Consider the following 24,736-nt stretch of genomic DNA (forward strand, 5'->3'; position numbering starts at 1 on the left):
ATTCAACCCAACCCCCTCCGCCACCAACAACAGCGACTTCGCGTCAAACACCTCGATCCGCATGACATGCTCGGCCGCCTCCGGCAGCGTGGGCTCGCCACACACCAGCACGTTCGCGCACCAGCTGCTGCCCGCCGCGATCCCATCGACATGCAGCCCATAGAACTCGTACTCCAGCTGGCTGACCGGCACGAAGTACCAGTCGCTCTCCCCCGGGCACAAGAACGCGTCGAGCGACAGGTGCCCGCCGAACCCGTCGACGCTGCCCCACGCGAGCGCCGTGGCGGTCTCGGGCAGCTCGTTGGGCTCGCTGTCATCGTTGTCGAGGCAGCCGGGCGGCCCCTCGTGGTCGACGACGTCCGTGCCTTCGTCATCGGACGTCGGCGCCACGCCACAGGCGAAGCCGAGCGAGAGCAATCCGAGGACCCCTGGCAGCACGCGAGGCACCGTCCTTCACTAGCACCGCGCTCGGGCCCCTCAACCGCCCCGTAGAGCCACGCGCGAGCACACCGGCTCGCCGCGGGGTGCCGTGGAGTTCCAGCGCTCGCCGCTGCTGGCGCGACGACAGCCAGGCGCGGATCGCAAGTCGCCCGCCCCGCCTCAGACACACCAGTTTCTCTACTCGCCGCGGTGGGCTAAGTTCACCCCGCGAACATGGCCGAGACCATCTCTTACAAGCCCACCGACGGCCTCACCTACGATCCGAACGATCCACACTACTGGAACGAGCGCGCCCTCGACAAAGAAGTCACGCGCGTGTTCGAGGTCTGCCACGGCTGCCGCATGTGCTTCAAGTACTGCGACTCGTTCCCCAGCCTGTTCGACCTGCTCGACAACAAGTACGACGGCGACGTCACCCGGCTCAACCGCGCCGACAAGCAGCGGGTCATGGACGAGTGCTTCCAGTGCAAGCTGTGCGAGGTCCAGTGCCCGTACACGCCGCGCGACGGCCACGAGTTTCAGCTCGACTTTCCCAAGCTCGTCCACCGCTACCAGGCCCAGCGGGCCGCCCACGAGGGCCCGACCCTGCGCGACGTGGCGCTGCGTGATCCCGACCAGACCGCCAGCCTCGCCCGCGCGAGCCTGGGCCTCGCCAACAAGATGAACCGGGTCAGCGCGCACCGGTGGTTCATGGAGAAGGTCGTGGGCATCCACCGCGACAAGCAGCTGCCCGATTTCGCGGCGACCACGTTCGACCGCTGGGCGACCCAGACCGGCCGCGCGGGGCAGGTGCCCGGCGGCGAGGTCGTCCTGTTCCAGACCTGCTACGTGCAGCACAACGAGCCGCAGATCGGCAAGGACACGGTCGAGGTGCTCGAGCGCAACGGCGTGGACGTCCGCTGTCAGCGCGACCTGCAGTGCTGCGGCATGCCGGCCTGGGAGCGCGGAGATCTCCACCGTGTCCGGGCCAAGATCCACCACAACGTCGCGCTGCTCGAGCCGCATGTGCAGGCCGGCGCGCAGGTGGTGGCGATCAACCCGACCTGCTCGATGATGCTGCGCCGCGAGTGGCCCGAGCTGGTCGAGCGGGAGCACAGGCAGCGGGTCCAGGCGATCGCCGACGCGGTCCGGGATCCGGGTGAATTTCTGTGGGGTCTGCGCAAGCAGGACCGCTTCAACACCGAATTCGCGTCAAAGCCGGACGTCGAGCGGTTCGCGTACCACGTGCCCTGCCACCTGCGCGCGCAGTCGGTCGGGTTCAAGGGCCGGGATCTGATTCGTAAATTGCTCGCGCTCGAGCCAACCACGGTCATGGAGTGCTGCGGGCACGATGGCACCAACGCGATGAAGGTCGAGGGCTTCGAGTACTCCAAGCGCGTCGGCAAGAAGGCGTTCGAGCAGATGCAGGACCCCAAGACCGAGCTATGGGCGACCGACTGCCCGCTCGCCGCGATTCAGTTCGAGCAGCACGCGGGGGTGCGGCCGATGCACCCGATGACGATCCTTGCTCGCGCGTATCGGGGGGACAGCTTCGCGCCAGAGATCGCGCCCAAGCCCAATGACGGCAAGCGCCGGCTGCCGATCCTGGCGGCCGAGTCACCGAAACCCGCCCCAGACAAAGCCAACAAGGACAACTCATGAAACCCGTATCGCGCGATGAAATCCTCGACTTCGTGACTTACACGGAGCGCCGCGACGAGATCCGCGACGCCGCGCTGGGGGCCAAGCGAGCCCGACGAATCCACGTGGGCGACGAGTTCACGCTGTTGTTCGAGAACCACGAGACGGTGCGCTACCAGATCCAGGAGATGGTCCGGGTCGAGCAGATCGTCAAAGAAGCCGACATTCAGCACGAGATCGACACCTACAACGAGCTGCTGGGCCGCGGGGGACGACTGTGCGCGACTTTGCTCATTGGCATCGCGGACGAGGCCGAGCGCGCGATCAAGCTGCGTGCGTGGATCGGGCTGCTCGACCATCTCTATGCGAAGACCGCGGAGGGCGGCAGGATCACACCCACGTGGGATCCACGCCAAGTCGGGGAAGATCGCCTGAGCTCCGTCCAATACCTGACCTTTGAGTTCGAGGGTCGCGCTCCGGTCGCGCTCGGTATTGATTGGCCCGACCGCAAACTGGTCGTCGAGACCACGCTCGCGGCGCAGCAGGTGGCGGCATTGCAGGCGGATCTCGATCAAGCCGACGCGTGATCTTCGGTCACCCGCGCTGACACATCGTTGCCGGCCAGTTTCGCGCGTGCGCTGCGAGCACGTGAGATCGCGCGAGATCGCATCATCGCGCGGTTGGACCGCTGGGGATCTTTTTGACGATTTTCCAGTACTCTGACCGACATTAAGTGCACCGCGACAGGTCCGCCAGGACACTCGACTCGCGGTGCCATTCAGCGCGCCTGTTGTGCGCGATTCCGCGAATTCGACCGGCCGCCTGGCCGGCCCGGGTCCGCGACAGGTTGGTCATGCCAAGCACTCAATTAGATGCGTCCCGGCTAGTTACGCCCAATGCTGCAGGGCAGTCCCGCCAGCGTGGCGCGACAATGGTCAGCGTGCTGCTGCTGACCGTGTCAATGATGACAATCAGCGTTCTAGTGATTCGCGCCTCCAACCGCGAGCTGTCCCAGGCCAACGCTTCGGTCGCGCGCGAGCGGGCGCTGATGGCCGCGCAGGCCAGCGTCGAGCTGGGCGCTGCGCACCTGCGCCAGGCGATCACTCAGACCAACAACGCCCAGCAAGTCATCAATACCGCGCTGGCCGGCGCCAATGCTTCGGGCGACCAGAGCGCGTGTATGTCGATCTACGACGACTGCATCCCCGGCGGCAGCGGTCAGCCCAACGTCCCTCAATCTGGCCAAAAGAACCGGGCGGTGACGGGAAAGTCGGACTGCGCTGGGCGCCCCTGCATGCGCCAGGGGGCGATCGCGGTGTTGCCCAACCGTCAGGGTGTCCCCGCCGACTGGGTGCAGGTCCCCCTGCGCGACCTGCTCGAGGGCGCCGACGCGGAGGCCCGCGTCTCGCTGTGGGTGCGCAACAACACCGGCGACGCGGTCAACAGCGAGGGCGGCGGCTCGTGGCTGACCGACAGCGACGGCCGCGTGGTCCTCACGGCAATGGCCACGGTCCGCAACACCACCATCACGATCGAGCAAGAGTACGTGCTGGCGCCCGGGAGCGCGGCACAGGCGTGGTCCATGACCACGCCTGACGTCGGCGACGGCGGCGGTCACAACGGTGACAACGTCATGGCTTCGGTCTGTATCGAGAATTTTGCTGGCTACCAGGGTGAGTGAGAACCATGACCACGCGTACGCAACTCGTTCGAACGGGCGCATGGCCGCAGCGGCTCAGCGCCGCGCTGTTTGTCATGTTCGTGGTCGTGGGCCTGCTGGCCCAGCCGCGGGCCAGTGAAGCCCGCCTCGATCCCTTCTATATTGTCACTGGCCAGAGCTTCGGCACCGTCACGCCGCGCGTGCTGTTCGTGCTCGACACCTCGGGCTCGATGGGGTTCGAGCAGCCCTGGCCCGACCAAAAGTGCACCTGGGACGGCTGTGAGAGCGACGGCCCCGGTGAGAGTCGGGTCCACGCTGCGCGCAAGGTGATCAACGAGGTCGTCGCGCACGCGGGCGACTCGGCCGACTTCGCGATGATGAGCTTCGGCATGGCTCGGCCGCCTCAGTCCAGCGAAGATCTCCCCTACGAGTGCTACTCGTGGGACAGCAACAAGTGGTACCGCTTCACGTGGGTCGCCTACGCCAACCAGCCGTGGGGCAACGTGTGGAAGCCGCTCACGAACATCTTCGGCGGTCAGGGCACGTGGATCTTGTGCGGCGACAATCGCCCGTTCCCCTACCTGCGCCACGACGACCTGGGCGGGTTCTCGCTGCCCAACAACAGCAACGAAGCGCTGTCCGACGAGCCGCTGTACAAGACCAAGGCCGACTACAACAAATTCAAGAGCAGCGCCAACTACAGCCGCGACGTTCAGTTTTTCCCGCGCTTCATCGGCCGCCGGGCCAACCTCGATTGTGACGACGAGAAGCAACGGGCGATCGTCACCCAGTCGTGGGGCGACTGGGGCAACACCAACAACACCAAGATCTCCAACATCTGCGGCCGCGACTTCTATTATTGGCCCTACGTCGACGGCAACCCTGGCTATTCCTACTACTCCGGGTATTCGCTCAACGACATGTGGCACGTGGAGTGTGAGGACGACGGCGCCTGCTTCTCCACGAATTCGCAGACCCATCGGCTCGGCGTCAACCGGCGCTACTACAGCGACGGCGCCACGCTCTACGTGCCGTTCTACTCCAAGGCGGTGCTCAATTCCAACGAGGTCGCCGCCGCCGACAAGGGCCCGCTCGACCCCCAAGACGCGGCGGTGATGTTCGACGGGCTGACCTCGGAGAACCACCTTGGCGGCATCGACGTGAGCGGCGGCACGCCCTGGCGCGTGGCGATCGGCAACGTCGACTGGCAGGTCAAGCAGACCCAAAACGGCCTCGAGGCCAAGCCCGCGACGCCCAAGAGCAACGCCGCGTTCTCGCACACGACCGTGGCCTCGTACCTGGCGTTCTTGACCACCGTGGCCAGCGAGGACGTGTGCCGGCCGACCATGGCGATCCTCGTCACGGACGGGCAGCCTGATCCGTGGGCGTCGCAAGGTGGCACCGAGCTCTACAGCCGGCTCGCCAAGCTGCGCAAGGTGCTGGGTGCGAAGGTCTATCTGGTCGGGTTTGGCCAGGGCTCGTGGAACAACCCGCTCGCGTGGGAGCGGATGCACCACATGGCCTGCGCCGCAGCCGGGGCCAACAGCACCTTGGCGCCGTGCAACGGCAGCAACGACTTTGACTGGGACACGTGTCGTGACCCCGAAGATCCCGGGGATGGCTGCGCGTGGCTGGCCGACGACTCCGCCGAGCTCGCGGAGGCCCTCGCCACGATCATCGACGGCGTGATCGAGACCGAGGTTCCAGCCGGCGCCCCAACGGTGGCGACCGAGTTCCAGGCGGCTGATCTAAACGATCCCGACAGCGACACGACGGCGGTTCAGACCACCATCGAGGCCTGGACCCAGACGCCCGCGTGGCGTGGGCACGTGACCCGAGGCGCCTGCACCGACAAAGATCCGGACAACCCGGTCGAGCTCGCTGACTACTGCAAGGACGCCGCCCTGCTCGCAATCGAGACTGACGAGTCCGAGAGCTTCGGCCCCTGCCCGCTCGGACGGGTCTGGGATGCCGGCGAGTGTCTGGCTCAGACCGAGTGGAGCGATCGTCGGCTGTACACCCACGACTTTGACAACAACTTGGTGCGGATCGCCGATGGCGGGGAGCCGACCGACGCGTTTGTGGATCTGGTGCTGACCCTCAACGCCAAGGGCAAGATCAAGCCGGCGCTGACCCAGGGCAACCAGGAGCAGGAGATCGCGGCCATGGTCAACCTGCTGCTCGGTCGCAACGGCCCTGGTGGCTGGAAGCTGCCCGGTCTGCCTCGCTCGGCGCCGCTGCTGATCCGCCGGGTCGCGCGCTACAACAGTCAATTCTTGCCCAGCGTGGGGATCCGCGATCCGCACTGCGCCGGGCGACGCAACGTCGCGGGCGACAACGTGCCGGCCTCGCTGCAGGCGTTCTCGACCGAGGCCTGGTCGCTCGACTCCGGGGGCGGGTTTGGTGAGCACTACGACTACGCAGAGGCCGTGCTGGTCGGCGACGACACCGGGCTCGTCCACGGGTTTCACTACGACAGCGGCAACGAGCTGTTTGGGTTCTTGCCGCTCGCGCTGATCAACAATTCGCGCGTGCTCTCGCTCGGCAAGCCGAGCCAGTTCGGACAGCCCGAGGGCCTCGCCGAGCATGTGTATGGGGTGGCGTCGAGCGTCAACGCTGGCTGGGCATGGGACGAAGACGCCCAGATCTGGCGCCACCTGGCGGTGTTCGGGCTGGGGCCCGGCGGCTCGGAGCTCGTCACCCTCGATGTCTCGCACATGGGGCGCTTGCAGGATGACGAGCCCGTGGAGGTCGTGTGGACCAGCTCGACCTCGGCGCTGGCCACTGAGTACGCGCAGACCCTGGGGGAGACCTGGTCGCGGCCAGCCCTGGTCTACGCGGTGCCGAACGACGCGATGTCGCTCGAGCCCAAGGCGTACCTGGTGTTTGGCAGCGGCTACCGCAATGGCCTGGGTGACGCCAAGCGTGGACGGGTCGCGTGGATGGTCGACGCGATCACGGGCCAGAGCGTGACCGCCAAGGCCCTCATGCACGCGCCAGCGCCCGGCACCACCTACGACACGCTCGATGACGTGACCGCGGTCAGCAACATCGCCGTGACCTCGCACTGCCTGTCGCGTTATTGGGGCGAGATGCAAGAGGCCTATTGGGCCGACGCCGCCGGCCGGCTGTATCGCTGGGATCTCGGCGCGGACCTGAGTGATCCCAAGACCTTCCCGCACCTCGCCGACAGCGGCGGGACCTGGCCTATCGACCAGCAGGGGTTCGCCCAAGCGAGCCCCGCCGCCGTGTTCCCAGCGTGCCAGGGGAAGGGGGAGTTCTCGTGCACCGTCAAGCCAATCGCGCCAGGGACCAGCAAGGGCGACGTGTTCAGCTTTGGCCCCGCGGTCGCGGCCAACAACCGGATCGACGACATCGACAATCCTGGTGGCGTGCTGGCCAACGGTGATCGTGATCAGTTCCTGATCGCCCTGATCAGCGGCAGCCCGAATGACAAGGCGATCGACCCGGGCGCGGAGGAGGCCGACTTTCACAGCAGCGTCTACATGCTGGTCGACGACCACCGCACGACTCCGGCTGCCGGTCTGGACATTCCAGGTGGTGGTGCGCTGACCCAACCCGGCGCCCACCCTCGGTTCATGCGCTTGCCCCTCAACAAGATCGAGCGTACCCGCCATGTCGAGTACGCCGACGGCACGATCGAGGATCAGACCCGGCCATTCTCCAAGCGGGCCCGCCCGATCCGGGCGCCGCTCATCTACGTCAACGGCGTCGCGAACGGAACCGAGCAGGTCGACGCTTCGCTGTATTACGTGAGCTTCATGATCTACGAGCCGGGCGACTCGCTGTGTGACCCACGCTGGTACGACGACGATACTGGCGAGTGGAGCTTTGACTCTGGCGCGACCTACGAGGTCACCTACCGACTGGGCGTGGGGGGCGACGAGGAGTTCGACTTCATGAATGGGTATGTCTTGCCCAGTGATCCGGGCGATGGATTCGGGACCTCGGGAACCCTGGGAACGCCGGTCGTGCGACAATTGAGTTCGTGCCCAGACGGCAACTGTGGCCCGATCCTGGAGGCGCCCTCGAGCTCGCCGTGTGATCCCAACCAGGACGCGCCGATGGTGGGGGGAGCGATCTCGATCCAGACTGGGTATTCGGAGCTACAGGGGTTCACCCCACTCGAGATTCCCCTGTAGCCCGTCGCCATCTCCATCTCCGTCGCCATCTCCGTCTCCATCTCCGTCGCCATCCCCATCTCCGTCGCCATCCCCGTCTCCATCTCCACTCTCGACGTTCTGACAGCACCGAAACCCGGTGGTGCCAGCCCGTAGATCACGGGCGCGAAGGTTGTTGATGTCGACGCAGGTCAAGTTTGGCTCGGTGCTCTCGAACGAGCCGCCGCGCCGCTGACACTCCTGCTCACGATCCGGCACCCCCGCGACGTCGCAGGTGTCGAGCCACTCCCAGACGTTGCCGCTCATGTCACACAGGTCTGCATAGCCGCCGCGGCAGCTCTCGAGGCTGCAGACATCGAGCAGTCCCGCGTCGTTGTCTTTGCCGTTGCAGGTGCTGGCCTGATAGCGATTGCCGTAGGGAAATTTGATCGTCGCGCCGTCTCCGGTGCAGGCGCGAAACCACTCGTTGTCGGCGGTGACGGACTGATCGAGCGTCGCCGGGCCGCCACCAACGAGGCCGCACAGGTGCTTGTCCGCCCACGCGCAGTAGGCCCAGGCGTCACACCAGTCGACCCGACGGACCGGCTTGTCGAGGCTGTCGCCGAGCTGGGTCGCCCACTGCTCGGGCTGATGGGGGACGGACTCCTTCCATGCGCAGGCAGCCGGGAGCTCCGGCCACTCGTTGGGAACGGCGAGAAATTGGAAGTAGTCGCGAACTCGAACTTCGTGCCGGTCGATCAAGAAGTCGCCGCTGCCGACCATCGGGACCTCGCCGTCGCCGTCGCCCGGATCGCCGTCGCCCGTGTCGCCGTCGCCCGGATCGCCGTCGCCCGGATCGCCATCGCCCGGATCGCCATCACCCGGATCGCCATCGCCTTCGCTGCTCGAGGCGTCTGCCTGGGTCCCCGCGTCGGCATCTCCGCTCGGGCCTCCACCGCAGGCGACGGCCACGTGGGAAGCGAGCGCTAGCCATACATACCATCGCCGGGAGGCCGAGTGCATGTCGCGGAGCATACCCGACCGCACCCGGCCCAGCGTGCGGCACAGCTGATCTCGCCCGGCGATCGTGGCGGCGCCGGTGACGTCGAGCGCGGACCTGGCAGGCGAAGTCACTCATCGAACGCTCCAGCATGCAGCTTGCTCATCTGCGCGACATTGGCCATACCCACCCGGATGAGCCATCTCGTCGTCGACCTCGCCGTGGTCCTGGGAGTCGCCGCGCTGATCAGCGTGGTCTTCCAGAAGCTCGGCCAGTCGACGGTGCTCGGCTACCTGTTCGCCGGCCTCGTGGTCGGGCCCTACATCCCGGTCCCGGTGTTCGCCGACGCCGGGCGCATCGCGGCGCTGTCCGAGTTCGGGGTGGTCCTGGTCATGTTCGCGGTCGGGCTCGAGTTCAGCATTCGCCGGCTGCTGCGGGTGCTCCCGGTCGCCGGGTTCACCGGCCTCGTGCAGGTCTGCGCAATGATGGGCCTTGGCTTCGGGCTCGCGCGGGCGCTCGGGTTCACGACGATCGAGGGGGTGTTCCTGGGCGCGTGCGTGGCGATCTCCAGCACCATGGTGGTCGCCAAGGTGTTCGACGAACACCCACCCGAGGCCCGGGTCCGCGAGCTGGTGTTTGGGGTCCTGGTGGTCCAGGACATGGCGGCGATCGTGTTGGTCGCTGGGTTGACCGCGGTCGCAGCCGGCTCCGGGCTGTCGTCGGACATGCTGGCGTCGACCCTGGCCAACCTCCTGGGCCTGCTCGTCGCCCTGACGGTGACGGGGTTGCTCGTGGTCCCACGCGCGATTCGGTTCATTGCGGACCTCGGCAAGCCGGAGACGCTGCTGGTCGCCGTGGTCGCGCTGTGCTTTGGCCTGGCGGCGCTGGCCGAGTCGTTCGGCTACTCGGTCGCGCTCGGGGCGTTCTTGGCGGGCACGCTGGTCGCCGAGGCCGGGCGCACCCACCAGATCGAGCACGTCGTCCACCCGGTCCGCGACCTGTTCGCGGCGGTGTTCTTCGTGTCGATCGGGATGTCCGTCGATCCGATGCTGGCGATCGAGCACGCCGGGGTCGCGCTGATCGTGGCGGTGTTGGTCGTGGCCGGGCAATTCCTGACGGTCAGCGCCGCCGGGATCCTCAGCGGCAACGGGGTCCGTCGCTCGATCACGGCCGGCCTCTCGCTCGGGCAGATCGGCGAGTTCGCGTTCATCATCGCGGCGATCGGGGCGTCGGCGGAGATCGTCGGGCCGTTCTTGCAGCCGGTCGTGGTCACCGTCGCCGTGCTGACCGCGTTCACGACCCCACTCATGGCGCGCGTCGCCGAGCGCGTCGCGGGCACCGTCGACCGTGCGCTGCCCAAGCCACTGCAGACCTTTGCGAGCCTGTGCGAGTCCTGGTTCGAAGCGGCGCGCCGGGCCCCCGCCGGAGCCAAGAACCGCTCGCACCTGCGCAACGCGGGGATCGTCATCACCGTCGACGCGGCCGTGATCGCGGTGATCTGGGTGGTGATCGCCCGTTGGGGCCGACAGCTGGCGGACATGCTGGGCACCTCGCTGGGGCTGCAGGGCGCGCTGCCGATGCTGTTGATCACTGGGGTCGGCGTGCTGCTGACCCTGCCGCTGGTCGTGGCGGCGCTGCGCTCCGCTCGGCGTGCGGGGCAGCTGCTGGCCGAGCGCGTGTTCCCAGCCCGGTCGCCCGGCGCGCTCGATCCCGGCGCGGCCCCGCGACGCGCGTTCGTGGTCGCGCTGCAGTCGATGGTGATGATCGCCGTCGCGGCCCCGATCGTGCTCGCGCTGGCGCCGTTCACTGGCGTGCCTGGGGCGCTGGCTGGGTTGGCGATGGTGACGGTGGTGCTCGGCGTGCTGTTCTGGCGCTCGGCGACCAATCTCCAGGGTCACGTGCGGGCCGGGGCCACGGCGATCGTCGATCTGCTCGGCCGGCAGATGGCCGACGACCCGGCCAGCGCCAGCCTGCCCTCGGTCGACCAGCTGCTGCCCGGATTTGGCGCGACGACCATGGTGGTCGTGCCGGCGGGGGCCGCCGCAGCCGGGCAGACCCTCGCCGGGCTCAACGTGCGGGCCGCGACCGGGGCCACGATCATCGCGATCTCCCGCGACGGTCAGACGATCAGCGTGCCCTCGGGACACGAGCCGCTGGTCGTCGGCGACGTCATCGCGCTCGCGGGGGCCGAGCACGCGGTCGAAGCTGCCACGGCGTTGCTCACCCGGGCGACGCACCCGGTCGCGGACGCGGCGACGCTCGAGCAGCCCGAGCCCGACGATCCCGAGGCTTGACCCACTTGACCCACCGGCTGAGCCGGTCAGCAGCACAGGGTTGATCCCGCCGTCGCCAGCTCAACCGCTGTCGCCGTCGCCATCCCCGTCGCCATCCCCGTCCCCGTCTCCGTCTCCATCTCCGTCGCCATCTCCGTCTCCGTCCCCGTCGCCATCCCCGTCGCCATCGCCGTCGCCGTCCCCATCTCCATCCCCATCCCCATCGCCATCCCCGTCGCCATCCCCCGCGGTCTCGGTGCCGCCGGTCTCCGTGTCGGGGGCCCCGGTCGTAGGTGGCGGCTCCTTGCACTCTGGCGTGATGCAGCGACAGACGCCCTGCTGACAGGTCAGATCGTCGTCGCACTTGTCACCCGCGGCGCACTCACAGTCGAGATCGCCGACGATGCAGCCGTAGTCCTCGGCCGCGCCGTCGTTGTAGGTCTCGAGCGACACGTCGGGGCTGGTGTTGCAACCCAACCCGAAGCACGAGCTGATCAGCGCGCCGAAGACCAGGAGCCGGGCGTAGTCCGCAGAGGCCATGCCCGGGAGTATACGCAAGGAGCCGGCGTCAGGGCGTGTCATCAGGTTCTCGCGCGCTACTCGTTCTCGACCGCGCCGTTGGTGATCCAGGTGAGGATGTCGGCGATCTCGGCCTCACCCAGCGTGCCCTCACCCGTGAGCGGGTTGTACGGCATGGGGTTGCCCGTGATCGCGTCGTCGCCGATCAGCTTGAGGTAGAGGTAGCTCTCCTCGGGCACCCCGGGGGTGATCAAGGGCAGGTCCGGGACCTGCGTGGAGGGCTCGAGCAGGCGCAGGTAGACGTCGTCGCCGACGAGGTTGAGCCCGGCCTGGGGCGAGTCACCGCCGTGGCAGCCGCCACAGTTGAACTCGAGGATCTTGGAGATCCGCGCCGACCAGGTCACGCCCTCGCCGAGCAAGTTGAGGCCGGCCGGGTCGTCGCTGTACGAGCAGTTGGCGTAGTCGATGCCGCGGTTGAGGTCGGCCTCGGTGCCCTGATCTGGGAACCCCTCGACCAGGCAGAACAGCGCGAGCATCTCCGGGATCGTGAACGGCGAGTTGGCCAGCGGCATGCGCGAGCCGGGGATGTCCTCGCCGGCCATGGTCCCTCGCAGGCGCGCGATCAAGTAGCTGGTCTCGGGCGAGCCGGGCTCGAGCAGATGCACGGGATCATCTTGCCGCGCGCCGAACACGTCGTTGCGGTTGGCGTCACCCTCGACGACGCCGACCGACAGCAAGCTCTGGACCTGGTCGAGCTGGAAGTCGCGGACCTCCCCAATGAGGTGTTTGCGCCCCGGCAAGATCGACCACAGCGTGGTGTACTCGGCGAAGGTGAAGTCTTCGACCTTGCCGTCGTTGATGAAGGTGCGCTGGAACTCGCCGTTGGTGTAGACCTCCGTCTGCTCGCCGGCGATCGGATCGGCGAGGTGGATGTGGAGGCCGGGCGAGTCTTCCGGGGGCAGGCCCTCGCCGTCGTAGTACTCGCCGGGGATCGACTCGATCCAGCCGATCTCGATCTGTCCGGTGTTGACCCCGCCGCCGGCGATCCGAAACCGATCGCCGGGTCGCTCGCAGCGATCGTAGACCGACTGATACTCGCCGTACTGCACGTTGCAGCTGGCTCCGAACGCGTTGACGAAGTTGGCCGGCGTCCGCAGATCCGGGAATTCCTTGCTGTTGTGACAGACGCCGCCGTTGGGGGTGCAGGTCCGCCAGATGACCTTCTGGTGGAGCTCGATCCCCGTGCGAAAATTCGACTGAGCCTCGAGCACGAGCGCGTCGTCGCCCATGTAGGGGGCGGGATCGTCGGGCGCCTCGGTCTCTGGCCGCTCGGGCTCGAACTGGATCTCGCCGGGATCGAAGCTGGTGCCGACGGTGCAGCCACCAGCCAGGGCCAGCACGGCGGCCCCGACACGCAGCCCGCCCGGCAGGCCGCCCGACAGACGAGACACGCGGCGCTGGGCGATCATGTTGGTCATCCTGATCATCTTCATGACGCTCCGTCTCCTAGGCGTTGAACAGGTCGTCGAATGGCTCGTCGGCCGGGAAGAAGGGCGCGTGGTCGCAGCCGAGCGCGTCGAACATGGTCTTCATGGTCGAGCGATAGCTGGGCACCTTGCCGGTTGGCGAGAGGTCACCCGCCGCGGTCGCCCCGATGCTGCGCCCGCCTGCGGTGATCGGCCCGCCAAAGAAGGGCATCGACATCCAGCGAGTCGCGTAGTCGCCACCGTGATCGCTGCCGCGGGCCGAGTTGAACCGACCGCCGCGGGTGCTGCGAGAGAACTCGCTGCCGATCGTGACGATCGTGTGATCCCAGTAGGTCCCGCCGTCGGGGTGGGTCATCGTCTTGAGCGCCCAGAACAGGCCAGACAGGACCCGGGTGAGCTCCTGCAGGCGACCCGGCAGGGCGTCTTCTTCGCCGGAGTGATAGTCGTAGCCGCCCTGATCCAGGTACACGGCCGGGCACCCGTAGTGAAACAGCCGCAGCGCCAGGCGCAGGTTGCTCGACGTCCCGCCCTGGCCAAACACGGTGGCCAGCTGCGCGTTGCTGACCCCGTCGAACGGCTCGGTCGAGCCGTTTTGGATCTTGAGCGGATCGCTGGAGAAGATCTCCGCGTAGGCCTTGGTCGCCTCGCGCGACTGCAAGTACGCGTCGACGGTCGGGTAGTGCGGCTGCTGGACCCGATCGCGGTAGCGCACGTCGTAGTCGTTGGTCATCGTCCGGGCCCAGTCGGGCAGCAGCTCGTCGGTGTTGAAGCCGAACCGATCGAGGTCGTCGCCGCGCATGACCGGCGGGCGATAGGCGGCGAACTCACCGACGCCGCGGCCCATGCCTGGCTGGCCCATGATGATCGCCGGGAGCAAGGTGACACCCTCCATCTGGGCCAGCTCGTAGCGCTCGCGCAGGCCGTAGTTGATCATCGTGAACAGCCCCGTCTGTCCGTTGACGTGGCCGGTCAGGTAGCGCTCGAGCCCGGTCTGGTGGTTGCCGTCGGCCGAGCCCGCGAGCGGCTCGTGGTCGACGCAGGGGATCACCGCGACCTCGTTGGTGACGTCGGTGAACTTGGGCACGCCCATGTTCTGGAGATCCTGGGTGTACCAGCTGCCGTTGCCGGTCGCGGTCTCGAGCAGCTTGCCGACGCCCCAGTCGGTCCCGCTGGCGACGCCGCTGGCGGTGCCCCACGGGCTGAACTCTTCGCCGACATCGGAGTTGAACGCGGTCGGAAACCGGAACCCGCCCGACAGCCGAATGCAGATCAGGTGCTTGGCGGTGCCAAACCCGATCGTGTTCGCGTGGGCCTTGGGGATCCACAGGTACGGGGCGCCGAGCGCCGCCGTGGTCGCAACGCCACCGAGCCCCACGGCCTTGAAGAAGCCGCGCCGACTCGTCTTGCCAAATTTTTTGTCTTGCGTGGTCATGGTGGGCTCCGAGGGCTAGTAGAACAACATCTCCGCAGACGAGAGCAGCGCGAAGCAGGTGGGTCGCGCGAAGCTCTCGGCCGTGCATGGCTTGGGCGTGCACTGATCGGCGTAGGTCTCGACCTGCGCGGCCTCGTACTCCGTGGGCTCGCGCCCGTAGAACAGCCGGGTCTGGCGGGCCACGATCTGCTGGGCGGTGTCGACGGTCAGCGCCGTCTTGGCGTCCATGCCCTCGGGCAGCAAGATCGACGTGCTCACGCCCCCGCCCTGCAGCGCCGGGTCGCAGATCTCGGCCACGTAGGCCTCTTGGACCGCGGTGTTGAGGATCGAGACGGTCGTGAAGCGCCCGCCGATCTCGTTGGTTGGGCAGCCGCCGAGCGTCTGCGCGAGCCCGCGATAGTCGGTGACCAGCTCGCGGTCTTCGTTGATGATCCAGCGCGAGTTGTTGATCAGCGCGAAGGTCCACCCGTTCGCGCCCATGTCCTCGTCGAGGTAGTCCTCGGGGTGCGAGATCCGGTGGTCGCAGGTTGCGAGGTCTGCCCCGGTGGTCCGCTTGATCGAGTCGAGCCAGCCCTCGGGTTGGATCTGCTTGAGCGGGCCGTAGGTCCAGCGAAACGCGCTCTCTTCGTCCAGGCCCTGGTTGCTCTGCAGGTACGGAATCGAGGTTGCGACCGCGTAGTGGACCGCGCGGATGTCGGCCTCGTTCTCGAGCAGGTACTCGACGAGCTGGTGGCGGACCTCCTGGACGTCGGTGCCGAGGTCGTAGCCGAGGTACTGCATGAGCACGTCGTCGACGGCGGCCTCCCAGAAGATCGACTGCTGCGCCATGATCTGACCGGGCAGCTGCACGGCCTCCCACTCGGCGGCGCTCATGTAGCCGCTCCACATCAGGCCAGCCTGGTCGCCCTCGTTCTCGCGGCGATCATCGGGGTCGAGGGTGAGCTTGTTGTAGCCCCACAGCACGCTGGTGCAGGCGCCCGCGTCGGTGTCTTGATCGTCGACGCCGGCCTGGCACTGGTAGTTGAGGTACGCGTCGGGGACCGTGCCGAGGTGCGAGTGCTCGCGGTAGCCGTTGGACCAGACCGAGTACAGGCGGCCCATGTCGGCGCGCTCGCTCTCGTACGGGGGGCGGTGCAGGAACAGCCGGAACGCGGCCTCGGCCCGGTCGCCCGCGGTGTCGTAGCGACGGACCAACACCGGGTGCGAGGCGGTGACCGAGGCGAACAGATCCCACGGCACGTAGCCCTGGTAGGCCTTGCGGACCAGGTCGTCCTGGTCGTACACGCGCTCGACGTTGACGATCCGGTTGTTGTAGAGCAGCAGGTCGGCCCAGCGTTGCTGCTGCACGAGCACGAACTCGTCGGTGGCCATCAGGGCCTTGACCGTCTCGCTCCAGTCCTCGGTGTTGCAGACGTCGTTGACCTCCGCTGGGGTCGGGTAGCGGCCGATCATGTCGACGTAGAGCTTGCGACACGCGAACCGACGATCGATCGGCTGGGTGGCCAGGCCGACCCCCCACAGGCTCGTGCAGACCCCACGGTTGACCGGGTTGGTCAAGCCGAGGTCGTCGCAGTAGGACTGACACATCACGTCGCACTCGATCGGACCTTCGACCGGCGGCGGTGTGTCACGCGGTGCCGGAGGTTCGTCGTAGCCCCCGGGAAAATTGCCGTCGGTGATTGGATCGCCGTTGCCGACCAGCTCACCCGGCCCGCGCTGCGGGTTGGCGGGATCCATGCCTTCGACCTGAAGGCACGCCGTCGTGCCCACGCCCGCGAGCGATGCCATGGCGATGGCCATGGCCGCGATGAGGTGGGTGGACCGGTTGGACCGAGAACTCGGGGCTGCGTGCATGAGGGCTCCTGTGCAGGTCGGCGTCGGGGACGAGCGCGCGCGAAGCAAGCTCGACAGCGGGCAAGACGCGTCGATGCTCGGCAATCATATGTTCACACGAGCGAACCGCCCAGCCTCTGGCGACCCTCAATCGTGGGGATTGTGCGTGGTCATCGACCCCCAGATCGGGACCGCGCGCGAACGCGGTGTCGATCTGGTGGGGTTGATCGCGGTCCGGGCAGCGCGACCGATGGGCTCAGAATCACGCTCGCTCGCTGCATCTAGTGCTTTGGGGGCACCGGCCTCCGCGGTATCTTCCGGCCCATGAAGCTCGGCCAAGTTCAGCGTTTCGTGCTGTCAGCGACGGCGATCGCCGCCCTCGCCCTGCCCGCGAGCGCCCACGCGTCCACGGGCGACGAAGAGTTCGACGCCCCCGCGAAGTCCAAGGGAAAAGCCAAGCAGCCCGAAGCCGAGCCCGAGCCCGAGCCCGAGCCTGAGCCCGAGCCCGAGCCCGTCGCCGACCCAGAGCCCGAGGTCGACGTCGCGGCGAGCATCGACGACACCGCGCCGTCCGGCGGTCGGGCGGGCATGAAGGGCCGCGTCGGACTTGGCGGGACGCGGTCCTTGTCGGGCGTCAACGGCCTCTCGCTGCGCTACTGGGCCGCGCCGAAGTTCAGCCTTGGCGCGCTGGTCGGCTTCGCGACGTTTTCGCACAAGGAGCCCGACGACAACGGCGACTACCAGCAGACCCGCACGGTCGGCCTGCTCGGCGCCGGGCTACAGGGCTTTTACTGGCCCGTGGTCGGCGACCGCAACAAGTACATCTCCGCCGACTTTGGGTTCGGCGCGCGCGGCGTCGTGTACGTCGGCTTTGGACCGGGCGACGAGAACCCCGATACCCTCGATCGCCCGCTCGAGATCGACGTCGAGATCCCGATCACGACCAGCGTGTTCATTGGCGACTCGGTTGCGATCACGCCCGAGTTTGGGTTCGTCGCTCGGATCGTCCCGGGCAACCGCGAGCCCGACGAGCAAGACAACTCCGACAGCAACCCCGGCAGCGGCGCGGGCGAGCGGCTCGGCACCAGCAACGGCCCGGGGCTGGGCTTCGAGCTCGGCGAGCACGGCGGCGTGTTCTTTGGGTTGTCGATCACCTACTACTTCGGCGCCAACAAGAAGCGATAGCTTCGCGCGCCAGTCAGCCACGAGCCGGGCCACGTCACGCGTCCGGCGTAGACTATCGTACGATTTTCGGTATGCCAGACAACGCTAAATCTGCGTTCAGAAAAAGCCGCCTAGGGTAAATCAGAGCGCAAACACCAGCAGATGGCGTCCTATGGCGCCGTCTTTCGTGAAGGTGGGGATTTACGTATGTTCGACTCGATGTTCCTACCGAAGCTCAACCACGTGGCCTCCGGGTTTGCCGTTGTGACGCTCGCCCTGACCGGTTGCGGCGCCGACACGACCGACCCGACGATCGACGACACGATGGGCGACGACACGATGGGCGACGGCGACGGCGACGGCGACGGCGATGGCGACGCCACCGAAGGCACCTCCGAGCCCGAGCCGCTCGAGGAGTACCCGGCGCTCGGCATCTCGATCACCCAGGTCGAGGCCAACCAGGGCACGGCGGTGATCATCGGCGAAGCCGGCGAGTGGGTACCGGGCGCCGAGCGCCTCGCGCCGCTGGTCCGCAACCGCGACACGCTGATCCGCGTGCACTACGACATCGACCCCAGCTTCACCCCGCGCGAGATCGAAGCGCGCTTGCTGCTCGAGCTACCCGACGGCACCACCAAGACCCGCACCCAAGTCCGCCACATCAGCGGGCCGAGCCAGGCCAACACCCTGCAAGAGATCTACTACTTTGGCCTGGTCGCCGAGCAGGGCGAGGTGACCGCGGGTATGAAGTACAAGGTCGAGCTCCACGAGGTCGACGCCAGCGCGGGCACGGGCGAGGCCCCCGGCGTGTGGCAGACCCCGGCCGAACCCGACCAGCTAGGCATTCAGTCCGAGCCGATCGAGCTCAAGGTCGTGTTCGTCCCCTACCACCACCTGTACGAGGACATCGACCGCGTCGCCCAGACCACCGACGCGACCATGAAGATCATCACCGATGCGCTGTTCGAGCACAACCCGATCGAGGAGCTGATCTGGGAGGTCCACGAGCCGGTGATGTGGACGCTGCCGATGGACAACCTGGGCTCGGTGCTGGGCCCCCTGTCGGCCTTGCGTGACAACGAGCTGTCGTTCCCCAACGAGTATTATCACGCGCTGTTTCCGGTCCCTGGTGGCGGCGTGGCCGGGGTCGCGGGCGTGGCCTCCGTGCCCGGCGACGGCAAGGGCGAAGGCGAGGGCCGCGTGTCCGTCAGCGCGCTCGGCAACAGCCCCAACAACACGGCCGGCACGGTCGTGCACGAGATCGGCCACAACGAGGGCTTGCAGCACGTGTTTTGCCCGTTCGCTGCGGCCGCGAGCCCCGACCCCAGCTACCCGTATCAAAACGGTCTGCTCGGAACCTGGGGCTTTGGGGTGCTCAGCTTCAAGCTGTACTCGCCCGACAACACCTACGATTACATGAGCTACTGCGGGCCCTCGTGGGTGTCGCGGTGGAGCTGGACCAAGACCTTCACGCGCGCGCGCACCCTGACCAGCTGGGACTACGAAGACGCGGGCGACGGCGGCTTCGACCTCACGCTCGGGCCCGCCGGGTACGCGGAGAAGCAGCTGCTGATCGGCTCGCTCAACGGCGACAACACCGAGTTTTGGTGGACCGCCCACGGCACCTTGCCCGCCACCGCCGACGTCTACGGCGACGACTACGACCACTACATCGAGCTGCGCAACGCCGGCGAGCTGGTCGCGGTGCTGCCGGCGATCGTCCGCTACACCAACGACTACTCGACGGCGTGGCTGACCTCCGAGCTGCCCGCCGAATTCGAGGGCCTCGAAGGGGTCGACGAGATCGTTCGCGTCGACGAGCTGCAGCAGGGGCACTCCGTGCCCAAGAGCCGCGTGCAGCTCAGCCGACGCTAGCAGATTTTCGCAATTCGTCCGGCCAACGCGCCCAAGCCACTTCTGGCCGAGCATGTCATATGTGTGAGCCTCGGCCGTGTTCGTACAGGCGTCGATGACCCGCTTCTGATCGCCGACCTCACGGACACGGTCGCGCCTGACCTCCGGGTGGTTGCGGGTGCGGCACGCACGCACGGCGTAGCCCTTCGATGTCGAGCACAGACACTCTGCGCGAGCGCTGTGGGCGGGCCGGGAACTCGGCCACCTCCCCCTCGCGTGCTGCCGCGGAACACCGCAACTACCCTGATAGAGAAGCGCCGCGATCCTCGCCAATTACATAGACTTTGTTCGGAGGCGCGTAGTCTTCGAAATCAGTGATGAGTAGATGACGGAAATCTGCGGAAGAGACTTCCGCCGCAGATTCGACTTCGTTCTCGTCGGACACCGCGATGACTACCCGACGGATTTCGGGGGAACTGATAATGGCGGCAATCCAGTCGAGAAGTAGACCAAGCCGATCCAGCCCCAACAATGGAAGCCCTATCGTCGCATCAGGCGCATAGTCAACCATGTCGACGAGGTAACTGGCGGAGCGCCCACCGCGCGTGTCAAGAAGTCGAAAGCAAACGCAGTCTTCCGTCGGAGCAATTTTACTTGGCAGTCCGTAAACCTCTTCCGCTAAGATGACGGAGACGCCAATCCCCAGTTGGTGGGCACAAACACCTAGCCGCTCCTGAACCCCCGGGTAAGTGTATCCTGGCGCCGCCTCCACATATCCGTAAACGTCGTTTGACATTAATCTGCCCGTAGTCTTCACGTGAGAACCTACGCCCCTGGCTGTCGAAATAGGTAATCGAGCAGGTCCCGTCGGGACGTTGTTGCTCCCAAATCGAGTTTGGGGTCCCTGTTTTGCCGCCACGGGGAGGACGTGATAGTGATGTTGTGTGGGGGGGGTCTGCGCACCACCTCCCGCGGGCCCCACTTGTGGTGGGGATGTCGTCTGAACTGGGGCACGTCGTGCTGTCGGCAGGTTTGCAGTTGCGGGGGGAGGGCGCCGTTGGCGCGCCGATGTGTTCGACGTTGCGGTGAGAGGGCGAAGGTACCGTCGCGTCAGTCCCAAGTGCACATTCTCGTTTCGTATCCTCAGTCAGAAAGACGACTGCTTGACGTGGTCAGCAATCGATGGTTGGTCAGGTGCGTCTCGCTTGTTCCCTCGAAGACACCGTTGAACTGCGACTCGAGCCGCGAGGGGATGCCCATCACTTCGAGAGCTTCTCCATCGTAGGTTGCAGTTTTCTCCCAGATGTCGTTCCAGTCCACTTCCTCCGCTCGATTCTGCCAATCCACGATGAGGAATTGCTCCTGATGGCGATGTGACGCAGCGACGAAGCGCTGGACAAGCTTCTCTACCAACGGTGCCGCATCTGCCTGGAGGTAGCCTATGACATAGTACTCACACCACCAACCACCGTGCCGTTGTACGTTGCAGAGTAGGTCGGAGCCCTTCGCAGTCCAGACTTTGAACCATAGAGACGCTGTGCTGCGAACCATCCGTTGGAAGTCCGCGGCGGAAATGTCACGTCGCTCCTCACAGGTGTCGTCAAGCACTACGACCTTCCCTGAACCAGGGCTCGCCAGAGTCATCCCCACCTTTCGCAGTGTGTCGACCATATCGCGCCCTGAGCCGTCATACTCGAAGCCATATAGAGTCGCGTAGCCTTGGTAGCTGATGTAATTTGGCGCTGTCTTCATCGTCCCACCTTGGGGAACGTCATGACGTTGTCTGCCCCCAGGGCCTTCCGAGCCAACCGGAGCACACTCTCAGGTGTTCCCTCTTCAAAAAACGCTTGGCCTTTGACCCCGGTTTCGTTGGCCGCCTCCCTGAGCACCCTCAGCCGGTCACCAAGCGCGCCCAAGTTTTTGGCTTTCGCCGGACCACCCACAACGATGAGTTCTCCATTCGGCCCCAGAACGTCCACGGTGACACCTTCGCCCCTCTCCGTGGTTAGCTTTAGATCTCGCTTGCCGGTCTTGGCGACCCTACCGCCGATACTTTCTGCGACCGCCTCCTCTCGTGCCAAGCCCAACGCCTGGCGGGCTGCGCCTCCCTCTGCGGCGATTGCCTCCGTACTGCTTGCGGTCGCGTCTGACCCGCTGGCCCTCGGTCCCTTCAGCGGGGCATCCACCGGCGGCCCCGCCCCTTGACCTGCGCTGCTCGCTGATTTGCCCCGCGGGCGGAGTAGTTGTCGGACGGCAACAGCCGCTGTCGTCAGAGCCAGCGCCGACTTAGCCCCCTTCGACCAGCCCTTCCAGAATTCGGGCTCCCGGACATGCCTGTCCCACATCGTCACGCTGGCGTCGGCGATGTCGCCCACCCTGTGGATCGCTTCCATTGCGGCTGCCTCGGCCACTAGAAAGGGCTCCTGGACTGTGTAAAGCGCTCCGCCTACGGACTCGGCCGCGCCCACGATGACTGCCTTGCCGGGTTCCACCGCACGCCGAAGGGTGTCGGCGTACACATCCACTGCCGCTGAAGCGACGTCCCCCGCGATGCTGCCGGGATGTTCCGCGTAGTAGCTCGCTACCCGTTTGATGCTCTCTGGACGACTGATGACCGCATCGGCGGAGTGTACTGGAGTGACGTCTGGATCGGCACTGCCGTCGCCCTTGGTCTCATCCTCTGGATCACCGCCGCCACCTTGTTCGGTAGGAGCCTCCGCGGAGCCGAGGTTGCGGGCCCAGTTGACGAGACCAGCCGTGACGCTCCCAGTCTTCATTCCATTGCGGTCTACGCTCGAGACAGGGTTCCCGCCGACGTACCCATACCGGTTCAGCCCTCCCTGTAGCCCGATCGGGTCCCCCGCGATCCATCGCCCCAGCCACGACGCGTAGTACCGCGCGGAGTGATAGGCAAGCCCCGTCTCGTCGTCGCGCTCCATCCCCGTGTAACGGTAGCGCTTCGCCGACACGTCGATGCTCGCGTTCACGGCCCGGTACGCGCTCGTGCCGTAGGGGTGGTACTCCTCGTACGAAATGACCGCTCCGGCGCCATCGACCTCCGTCGCGGCGGAGCCGAGGTGGTTGCTCAGTTGGTAGCGCCAGATGCCGATCGGGCTCCCGACGGCGGAACCCTCGTGCACGGTCTTGGTCTCGACGATACAGATGCGACCGGTGCCGTCGCTGATGTGCAGTGACTCGCGCTCGAGGTCCAGCGTGCCGTTGATGCGCTTGCGCTTGCGGTAGATCTCGAAAGGCCCGAGGTAGATGCGCTCTTCGGTCGTGCTCCCCTGCTTCTCGGTAAACTTGCGGCTCCTGATCCCGCCCGCGTACTGAAAGTAGACCTGCTCCGTGCCAGCGGTGGCGTGCTGGAGTTCGTCGTCGTGGTTCCAGTCCATCGCCGCGAGGTGCGGCATGGTCGTCATACTGCCGTGGGCGTCGTAGGTGTACGTGTGTGAGTACGGGCCATTCCCGGCATCGCCGGGTGCGGACGTGGCGAGCAGGCGGTTACCGCTTTGGGCGTATTCGTAGCGACGGGTCCAGCCGGTCCCCGAAGCGGGGATGTGCTGCATCTTTAGGATGTTGCCGACCCCGTCATAAGTGTAGCGCTGCGTGTAGCGGCGCATCGCGGACGGATCGGAGGCCATCGGCTGAGGGCCGACGGGAAGCTGCTCGTGGGTGCGCTGGGTCGTGCCTTGAGTGGCGTGCTCGCGGCCGGTCGCTTCGATCAAGCGGTAGGTGGCGTCGTAGGTGTAGGAGTTGGCGGCCTCGACGACGGCGTTCTGGAAGTAGACGGTCTGCTGGGCGGTGTCGCGGATGTCGGTGATGTTGCCGGCGGGATCGTAGTGATAGTGCAGGCCCTGGAGCGATGCGTTGTCGCTGCCGCGGAGCGTGGACAGCCGCGCAAGGCGGTAGGTCTTGGGGTCGTAGGTGTACGAGGTGGTCGTGGTCGGCGAATTGGCCGGGCCGTAGATGACGGCCTCACGCTGGCCGCGGGCGTTGTAGCTGATGTCGCCGACCACGGTCTCGACGGTGTCGCCGCCGCGGTGTTTGAGCTCCACCTTTTGTAGGGCGCCGGCTTGGTCGTAGGTGTAGAGGGCCTCGGAATTGTCCGGCGAGATGGCCTTCAGCACGCGGCCGAGGGCGTCGCGTTCGCTGGATGCCGAGAAGATCTCGGTGTCTAGCAGCGGTGCGGCGGCGGTGGCCATCGCGGGAATTGTACTTTGGCTGAGCAGAGCACTCCAGTCGGGCTGAGTAGTCTTGCTGGCGACGAGCTGGCGCTGCTCGGATGTTGGCTGCCCCTTGAAGTCGTAGGCCAGCGAGGTGGCAACTCCTGCGCCGTCGTACGCCCGGTACATGCGACCGCGGTGGTTCGTGACCTCGGGCGACGCGAGCAGGTCACCGTAGACGACGCGACCGAGCAGTTTTTCAGCGCCACCGCCGACGCTCACGGTGCGGTCAACGGTGCGGCGCAGAGTGTCATAGCTGAAGGAAAAGCGCTGGTCCCGAGCGTCCCAGCTGTGCATGGGCTGGCCGAGGGCAGTCAGCAGGTGCCGGCGATCACCAGCGTCGACGCTGCCGACGAACAGCGACTGACCGAGCATGCCGTAGACGCGCGTCTCGGCCGAGTTGCCGCGTGCGTCGATCACCTCGAGCACGTTGCCCTGGATGTCGAGCACCGAGCGGGTCGCGTAGAACTCGTCGTTGCCGATCAGGTCCTTGTTGTGGGCGACGCTGAGGAACGGCCGGCCGAGCGTGTCGAGGTGAGTCTTGCTCGGGGTGTTTGCGTGCTTGGCCGCGAGCTCGGCCGCGCGAGCTTCCTTCTGCCGCGCGACGTCCGAGCCTTCGTACCCGTCGCGCTGCGCAAACCAGTCGCTGACGAGCACGGTGTCGTTGACGTCCCAGCTGGTCTGCTCCCACGGCGTGAACTCCACACGAGAGAACGTGCCGTTGGGAAGGTCCGTGCGGACGAGCCGGCCGAGTGGGTCGTAGTGGTTGAGCGCGGTCACGCCCTGCTCGACGAGCTCGGCTTCGTCCTCGTACTCGGGCGTGCTGGAGAAGTACGGCTCGTACGCCTTGAGTACGTTGCCCTTGTTGTCGAGCACGACCCGGCCGCTGCCCACCCAGCGCACGTTCGGGCTGGTGTCCTCGTACTGGAGCTCGCCTTCGACCAAGATCAGCTCGCCGTCGACGTCCCGCTGTGGCGCCAGGCCAGGCCGGGCTTGGGCCTTCACCATCACGACGCCACCACCCCCGGAGAAGTACGTGCGCTGCTCGAGCCAGCGCGTGTCCGGGTCTTGATGGGTCTCCCGCACCCGCGTCTTCGCCCAGTTGG

General features: G+C 66.6%; 16 protein-coding genes. 7 read left to right on the forward strand and 9 right to left on the reverse strand.

The annotated features are described in order from the left end of the window. Positions 1–447, reverse strand: a 447-nt coding sequence (locus tag ENSA7_RS01540; protein WP_146157204.1) for a hypothetical protein, incomplete at its 3' end; no start/stop codon positions are given. Positions 448–654: 207 nt separating this feature from the next. Between ENSA7_RS01540 and ENSA7_RS01545 the strand changes: the two genes are divergently transcribed. The 4 genes from ENSA7_RS01545 to ENSA7_RS01560 all read left to right on the forward strand — a co-directional run bounded on the left by ENSA7_RS01545 (position 655) and on the right by ENSA7_RS01560 (position 7,884). Continuing rightward, positions 655–2,082, forward strand: coding sequence for a heterodisulfide reductase-related iron-sulfur binding cluster (locus tag ENSA7_RS01545; protein ID WP_106087407.1), 1,428 nt, complete (start codon positions 655–657; stop codon positions 2,080–2,082). Then, a complete protein-coding gene (locus ENSA7_RS01550) occupies positions 2,079–2,648 on the forward strand; it encodes a DUF3501 family protein (RefSeq protein ID WP_106087408.1) in 570 nt (189 codons plus the stop codon). The genes ENSA7_RS01545 and ENSA7_RS01550 overlap by 4 nt, the downstream gene beginning before the upstream one ends. Positions 2,649–3,043: 395 nt before the next feature. Next, positions 3,044–3,742, forward strand: coding sequence for a hypothetical protein (locus ENSA7_RS01555; RefSeq protein ID WP_244923682.1), 699 nt, complete (start codon positions 3,044–3,046; stop codon positions 3,740–3,742). Positions 3,743–3,747: 5 nt separating this feature from the next. Next, positions 3,748–7,884 carry a pilus assembly protein gene (locus tag ENSA7_RS01560; RefSeq protein ID WP_244923683.1) on the forward strand — a complete coding sequence of 1,379 codons (4,137 nt, stop codon included), beginning with the start codon at positions 3,748–3,750 and terminating at the stop codon, positions 7,882–7,884. On the opposite strand, the gene ENSA7_RS01565 is transcribed toward ENSA7_RS01560, so the two are convergent. Continuing rightward, on the reverse strand, positions 7,849–8,976 hold the full coding sequence (locus ENSA7_RS01565; RefSeq protein WP_181232920.1) for a formylglycine-generating enzyme family protein: 1,128 nt from the start codon (positions 8,974–8,976) through the stop codon (positions 7,849–7,851). The two genes, ENSA7_RS01560 and ENSA7_RS01565, sit on opposite strands and share 36 nt — an antisense overlap. A 60-nt stretch (positions 8,977–9,036) precedes the next feature. On the opposite strand from ENSA7_RS01565, the gene ENSA7_RS01570 reads away from it, so the two are divergent. Further along, the gene (locus tag ENSA7_RS01570) at positions 9,037–11,136 is read left to right on the forward strand and encodes a cation:proton antiporter domain-containing protein (protein WP_106087410.1); all 2,100 of its coding nucleotides are present in this window, start codon (positions 9,037–9,039) and stop codon (positions 11,134–11,136) included. 60 nt (positions 11,137–11,196) lie between these two features. On the opposite strand, the gene ENSA7_RS42985 is transcribed toward ENSA7_RS01570, so the two are convergent. From ENSA7_RS42985 to ENSA7_RS01590, 4 genes are read right to left on the reverse strand one after another with little or no spacing between them, the layout of a single operon-like run. Beyond that, positions 11,197–11,655 carry a hypothetical protein gene (locus tag ENSA7_RS42985; RefSeq protein ID WP_181232922.1) on the reverse strand — a complete coding sequence of 153 codons (459 nt, stop codon included), beginning with the start codon at positions 11,653–11,655 and terminating at the stop codon, positions 11,197–11,199. Between the two features lie 56 nt (positions 11,656–11,711). Then, positions 11,712–13,127 (reverse strand): hypothetical protein, encoded by a 1,416-nt coding sequence (locus ENSA7_RS01580; RefSeq protein ID WP_244923684.1) that lies wholly within the window; start codon positions 13,125–13,127, stop codon positions 11,712–11,714. 13 nt (positions 13,128–13,140) lie between these two features. Further along, a complete protein-coding gene (locus tag ENSA7_RS01585) occupies positions 13,141–14,553 on the reverse strand; it encodes a DUF1501 domain-containing protein (protein ID WP_106087411.1) in 1,413 nt (470 codons plus the stop codon). 15 nt (positions 14,554–14,568) lie between these two features. Further along, positions 14,569–16,353 (reverse strand): DUF1549 domain-containing protein, encoded by a 1,785-nt coding sequence (locus ENSA7_RS01590; RefSeq protein ID WP_106087412.1) that lies wholly within the window; start codon positions 16,351–16,353, stop codon positions 14,569–14,571. A gap of 357 nt (positions 16,354–16,710) precedes the next feature. On the opposite strand from ENSA7_RS01590, the gene ENSA7_RS44955 reads away from it, so the two are divergent. Together ENSA7_RS44955 and ENSA7_RS01600 are read left to right on the forward strand one after the other, a co-directional pair. Next, positions 16,711–17,571 carry a hypothetical protein gene (locus ENSA7_RS44955; protein WP_146157206.1) on the forward strand — a complete coding sequence of 287 codons (861 nt, stop codon included), beginning with the start codon at positions 16,711–16,713 and terminating at the stop codon, positions 17,569–17,571. Positions 17,572–17,769: 198 nt separating this feature from the next. Then, entirely contained in the window at positions 17,770–19,425 is a 1,656-nt protein-coding gene (locus tag ENSA7_RS01600) for a zinc-dependent metalloprotease family protein (RefSeq protein WP_146157207.1), read from the forward strand. A gap of 277 nt (positions 19,426–19,702) precedes the next feature. On the opposite strand, the gene ENSA7_RS41950 is transcribed toward ENSA7_RS01600, so the two are convergent. From ENSA7_RS41950 to ENSA7_RS01610, 3 genes are all read right to left on the reverse strand, one after another. Next, a complete protein-coding gene (locus ENSA7_RS41950; RefSeq protein ID WP_146157208.1) occupies positions 19,703–19,975 on the reverse strand; it encodes a hypothetical protein in 273 nt (90 codons plus the stop codon). A gap of 572 nt (positions 19,976–20,547) precedes the next feature. After that, positions 20,548–21,156 carry a hypothetical protein gene (locus ENSA7_RS01605; protein WP_146157209.1) on the reverse strand — a complete coding sequence of 203 codons (609 nt, stop codon included), beginning with the start codon at positions 21,154–21,156 and terminating at the stop codon, positions 20,548–20,550. Then, positions 21,153–24,716 (reverse strand): RHS repeat domain-containing protein, encoded by a 3,564-nt coding sequence (locus ENSA7_RS01610; RefSeq protein ID WP_106087415.1) that lies wholly within the window; start codon positions 24,714–24,716, stop codon positions 21,153–21,155. The genes ENSA7_RS01605 and ENSA7_RS01610 overlap by 4 nt, the downstream gene beginning before the upstream one ends. Positions 24,717–24,736: the final 20 nt, after the last annotated feature.

The sequence above is a fragment of the Enhygromyxa salina genome (assembly GCF_002994635.1).
GTDB classification, from domain to species: domain Bacteria; phylum Myxococcota_A; class Polyangia; order Nannocystales; family Nannocystaceae; genus Plesiocystis; species Plesiocystis salina_B.

Bases quoted from the DNA above. Each gene is read 5' to 3' on its own strand.
- ENSA7_RS01550 (WP_106087408.1), top strand. From the start codon at position 2,079: ATGAAACCCGTATCGCGCGATGAAATCCTCGACTTCGTGACTTACACG.
- ENSA7_RS41950 (WP_146157208.1), bottom strand. From the start codon at position 19,975: ATGGTTGACTATGCGCCTGATGCGACGATAGGGCTTCCATTGTTGGGG.
- ENSA7_RS01590 (WP_106087412.1), bottom strand. From the start codon at position 16,353: ATGGCCATCGCCATGGCATCGCTCGCGGGCGTGGGCACGACGGCGTGC.
- ENSA7_RS01570 (WP_106087410.1), top strand. From the start codon at position 9,037: ATGAGCCATCTCGTCGTCGACCTCGCCGTGGTCCTGGGAGTCGCCGCG.
- ENSA7_RS01545 (WP_106087407.1), top strand. From the start codon at position 655: ATGGCCGAGACCATCTCTTACAAGCCCACCGACGGCCTCACCTACGAT.
- ENSA7_RS01600 (WP_146157207.1), top strand. From the start codon at position 17,770: ATGTTCCTACCGAAGCTCAACCACGTGGCCTCCGGGTTTGCCGTTGTG.
- ENSA7_RS01585 (WP_106087411.1), bottom strand. From the start codon at position 14,553: ATGACCACGCAAGACAAAAAATTTGGCAAGACGAGTCGGCGCGGCTTC.
- ENSA7_RS44955 (WP_146157206.1), top strand. From the start codon at position 16,711: ATGAAGCTCGGCCAAGTTCAGCGTTTCGTGCTGTCAGCGACGGCGATC.
- ENSA7_RS01580 (WP_244923684.1), bottom strand. From the start codon at position 13,127: ATGAAGATGATCAGGATGACCAACATGATCGCCCAGCGCCGCGTGTCT.
- ENSA7_RS01560 (WP_244923683.1), top strand. From the start codon at position 3,748: ATGACCACGCGTACGCAACTCGTTCGAACGGGCGCATGGCCGCAGCGG.
- ENSA7_RS01605 (WP_146157209.1), bottom strand. From the start codon at position 21,156: ATGAAGACAGCGCCAAATTACATCAGCTACCAAGGCTACGCGACTCTA.
- ENSA7_RS42985 (WP_181232922.1), bottom strand. From the start codon at position 11,655: ATGGCCTCTGCGGACTACGCCCGGCTCCTGGTCTTCGGCGCGCTGATC.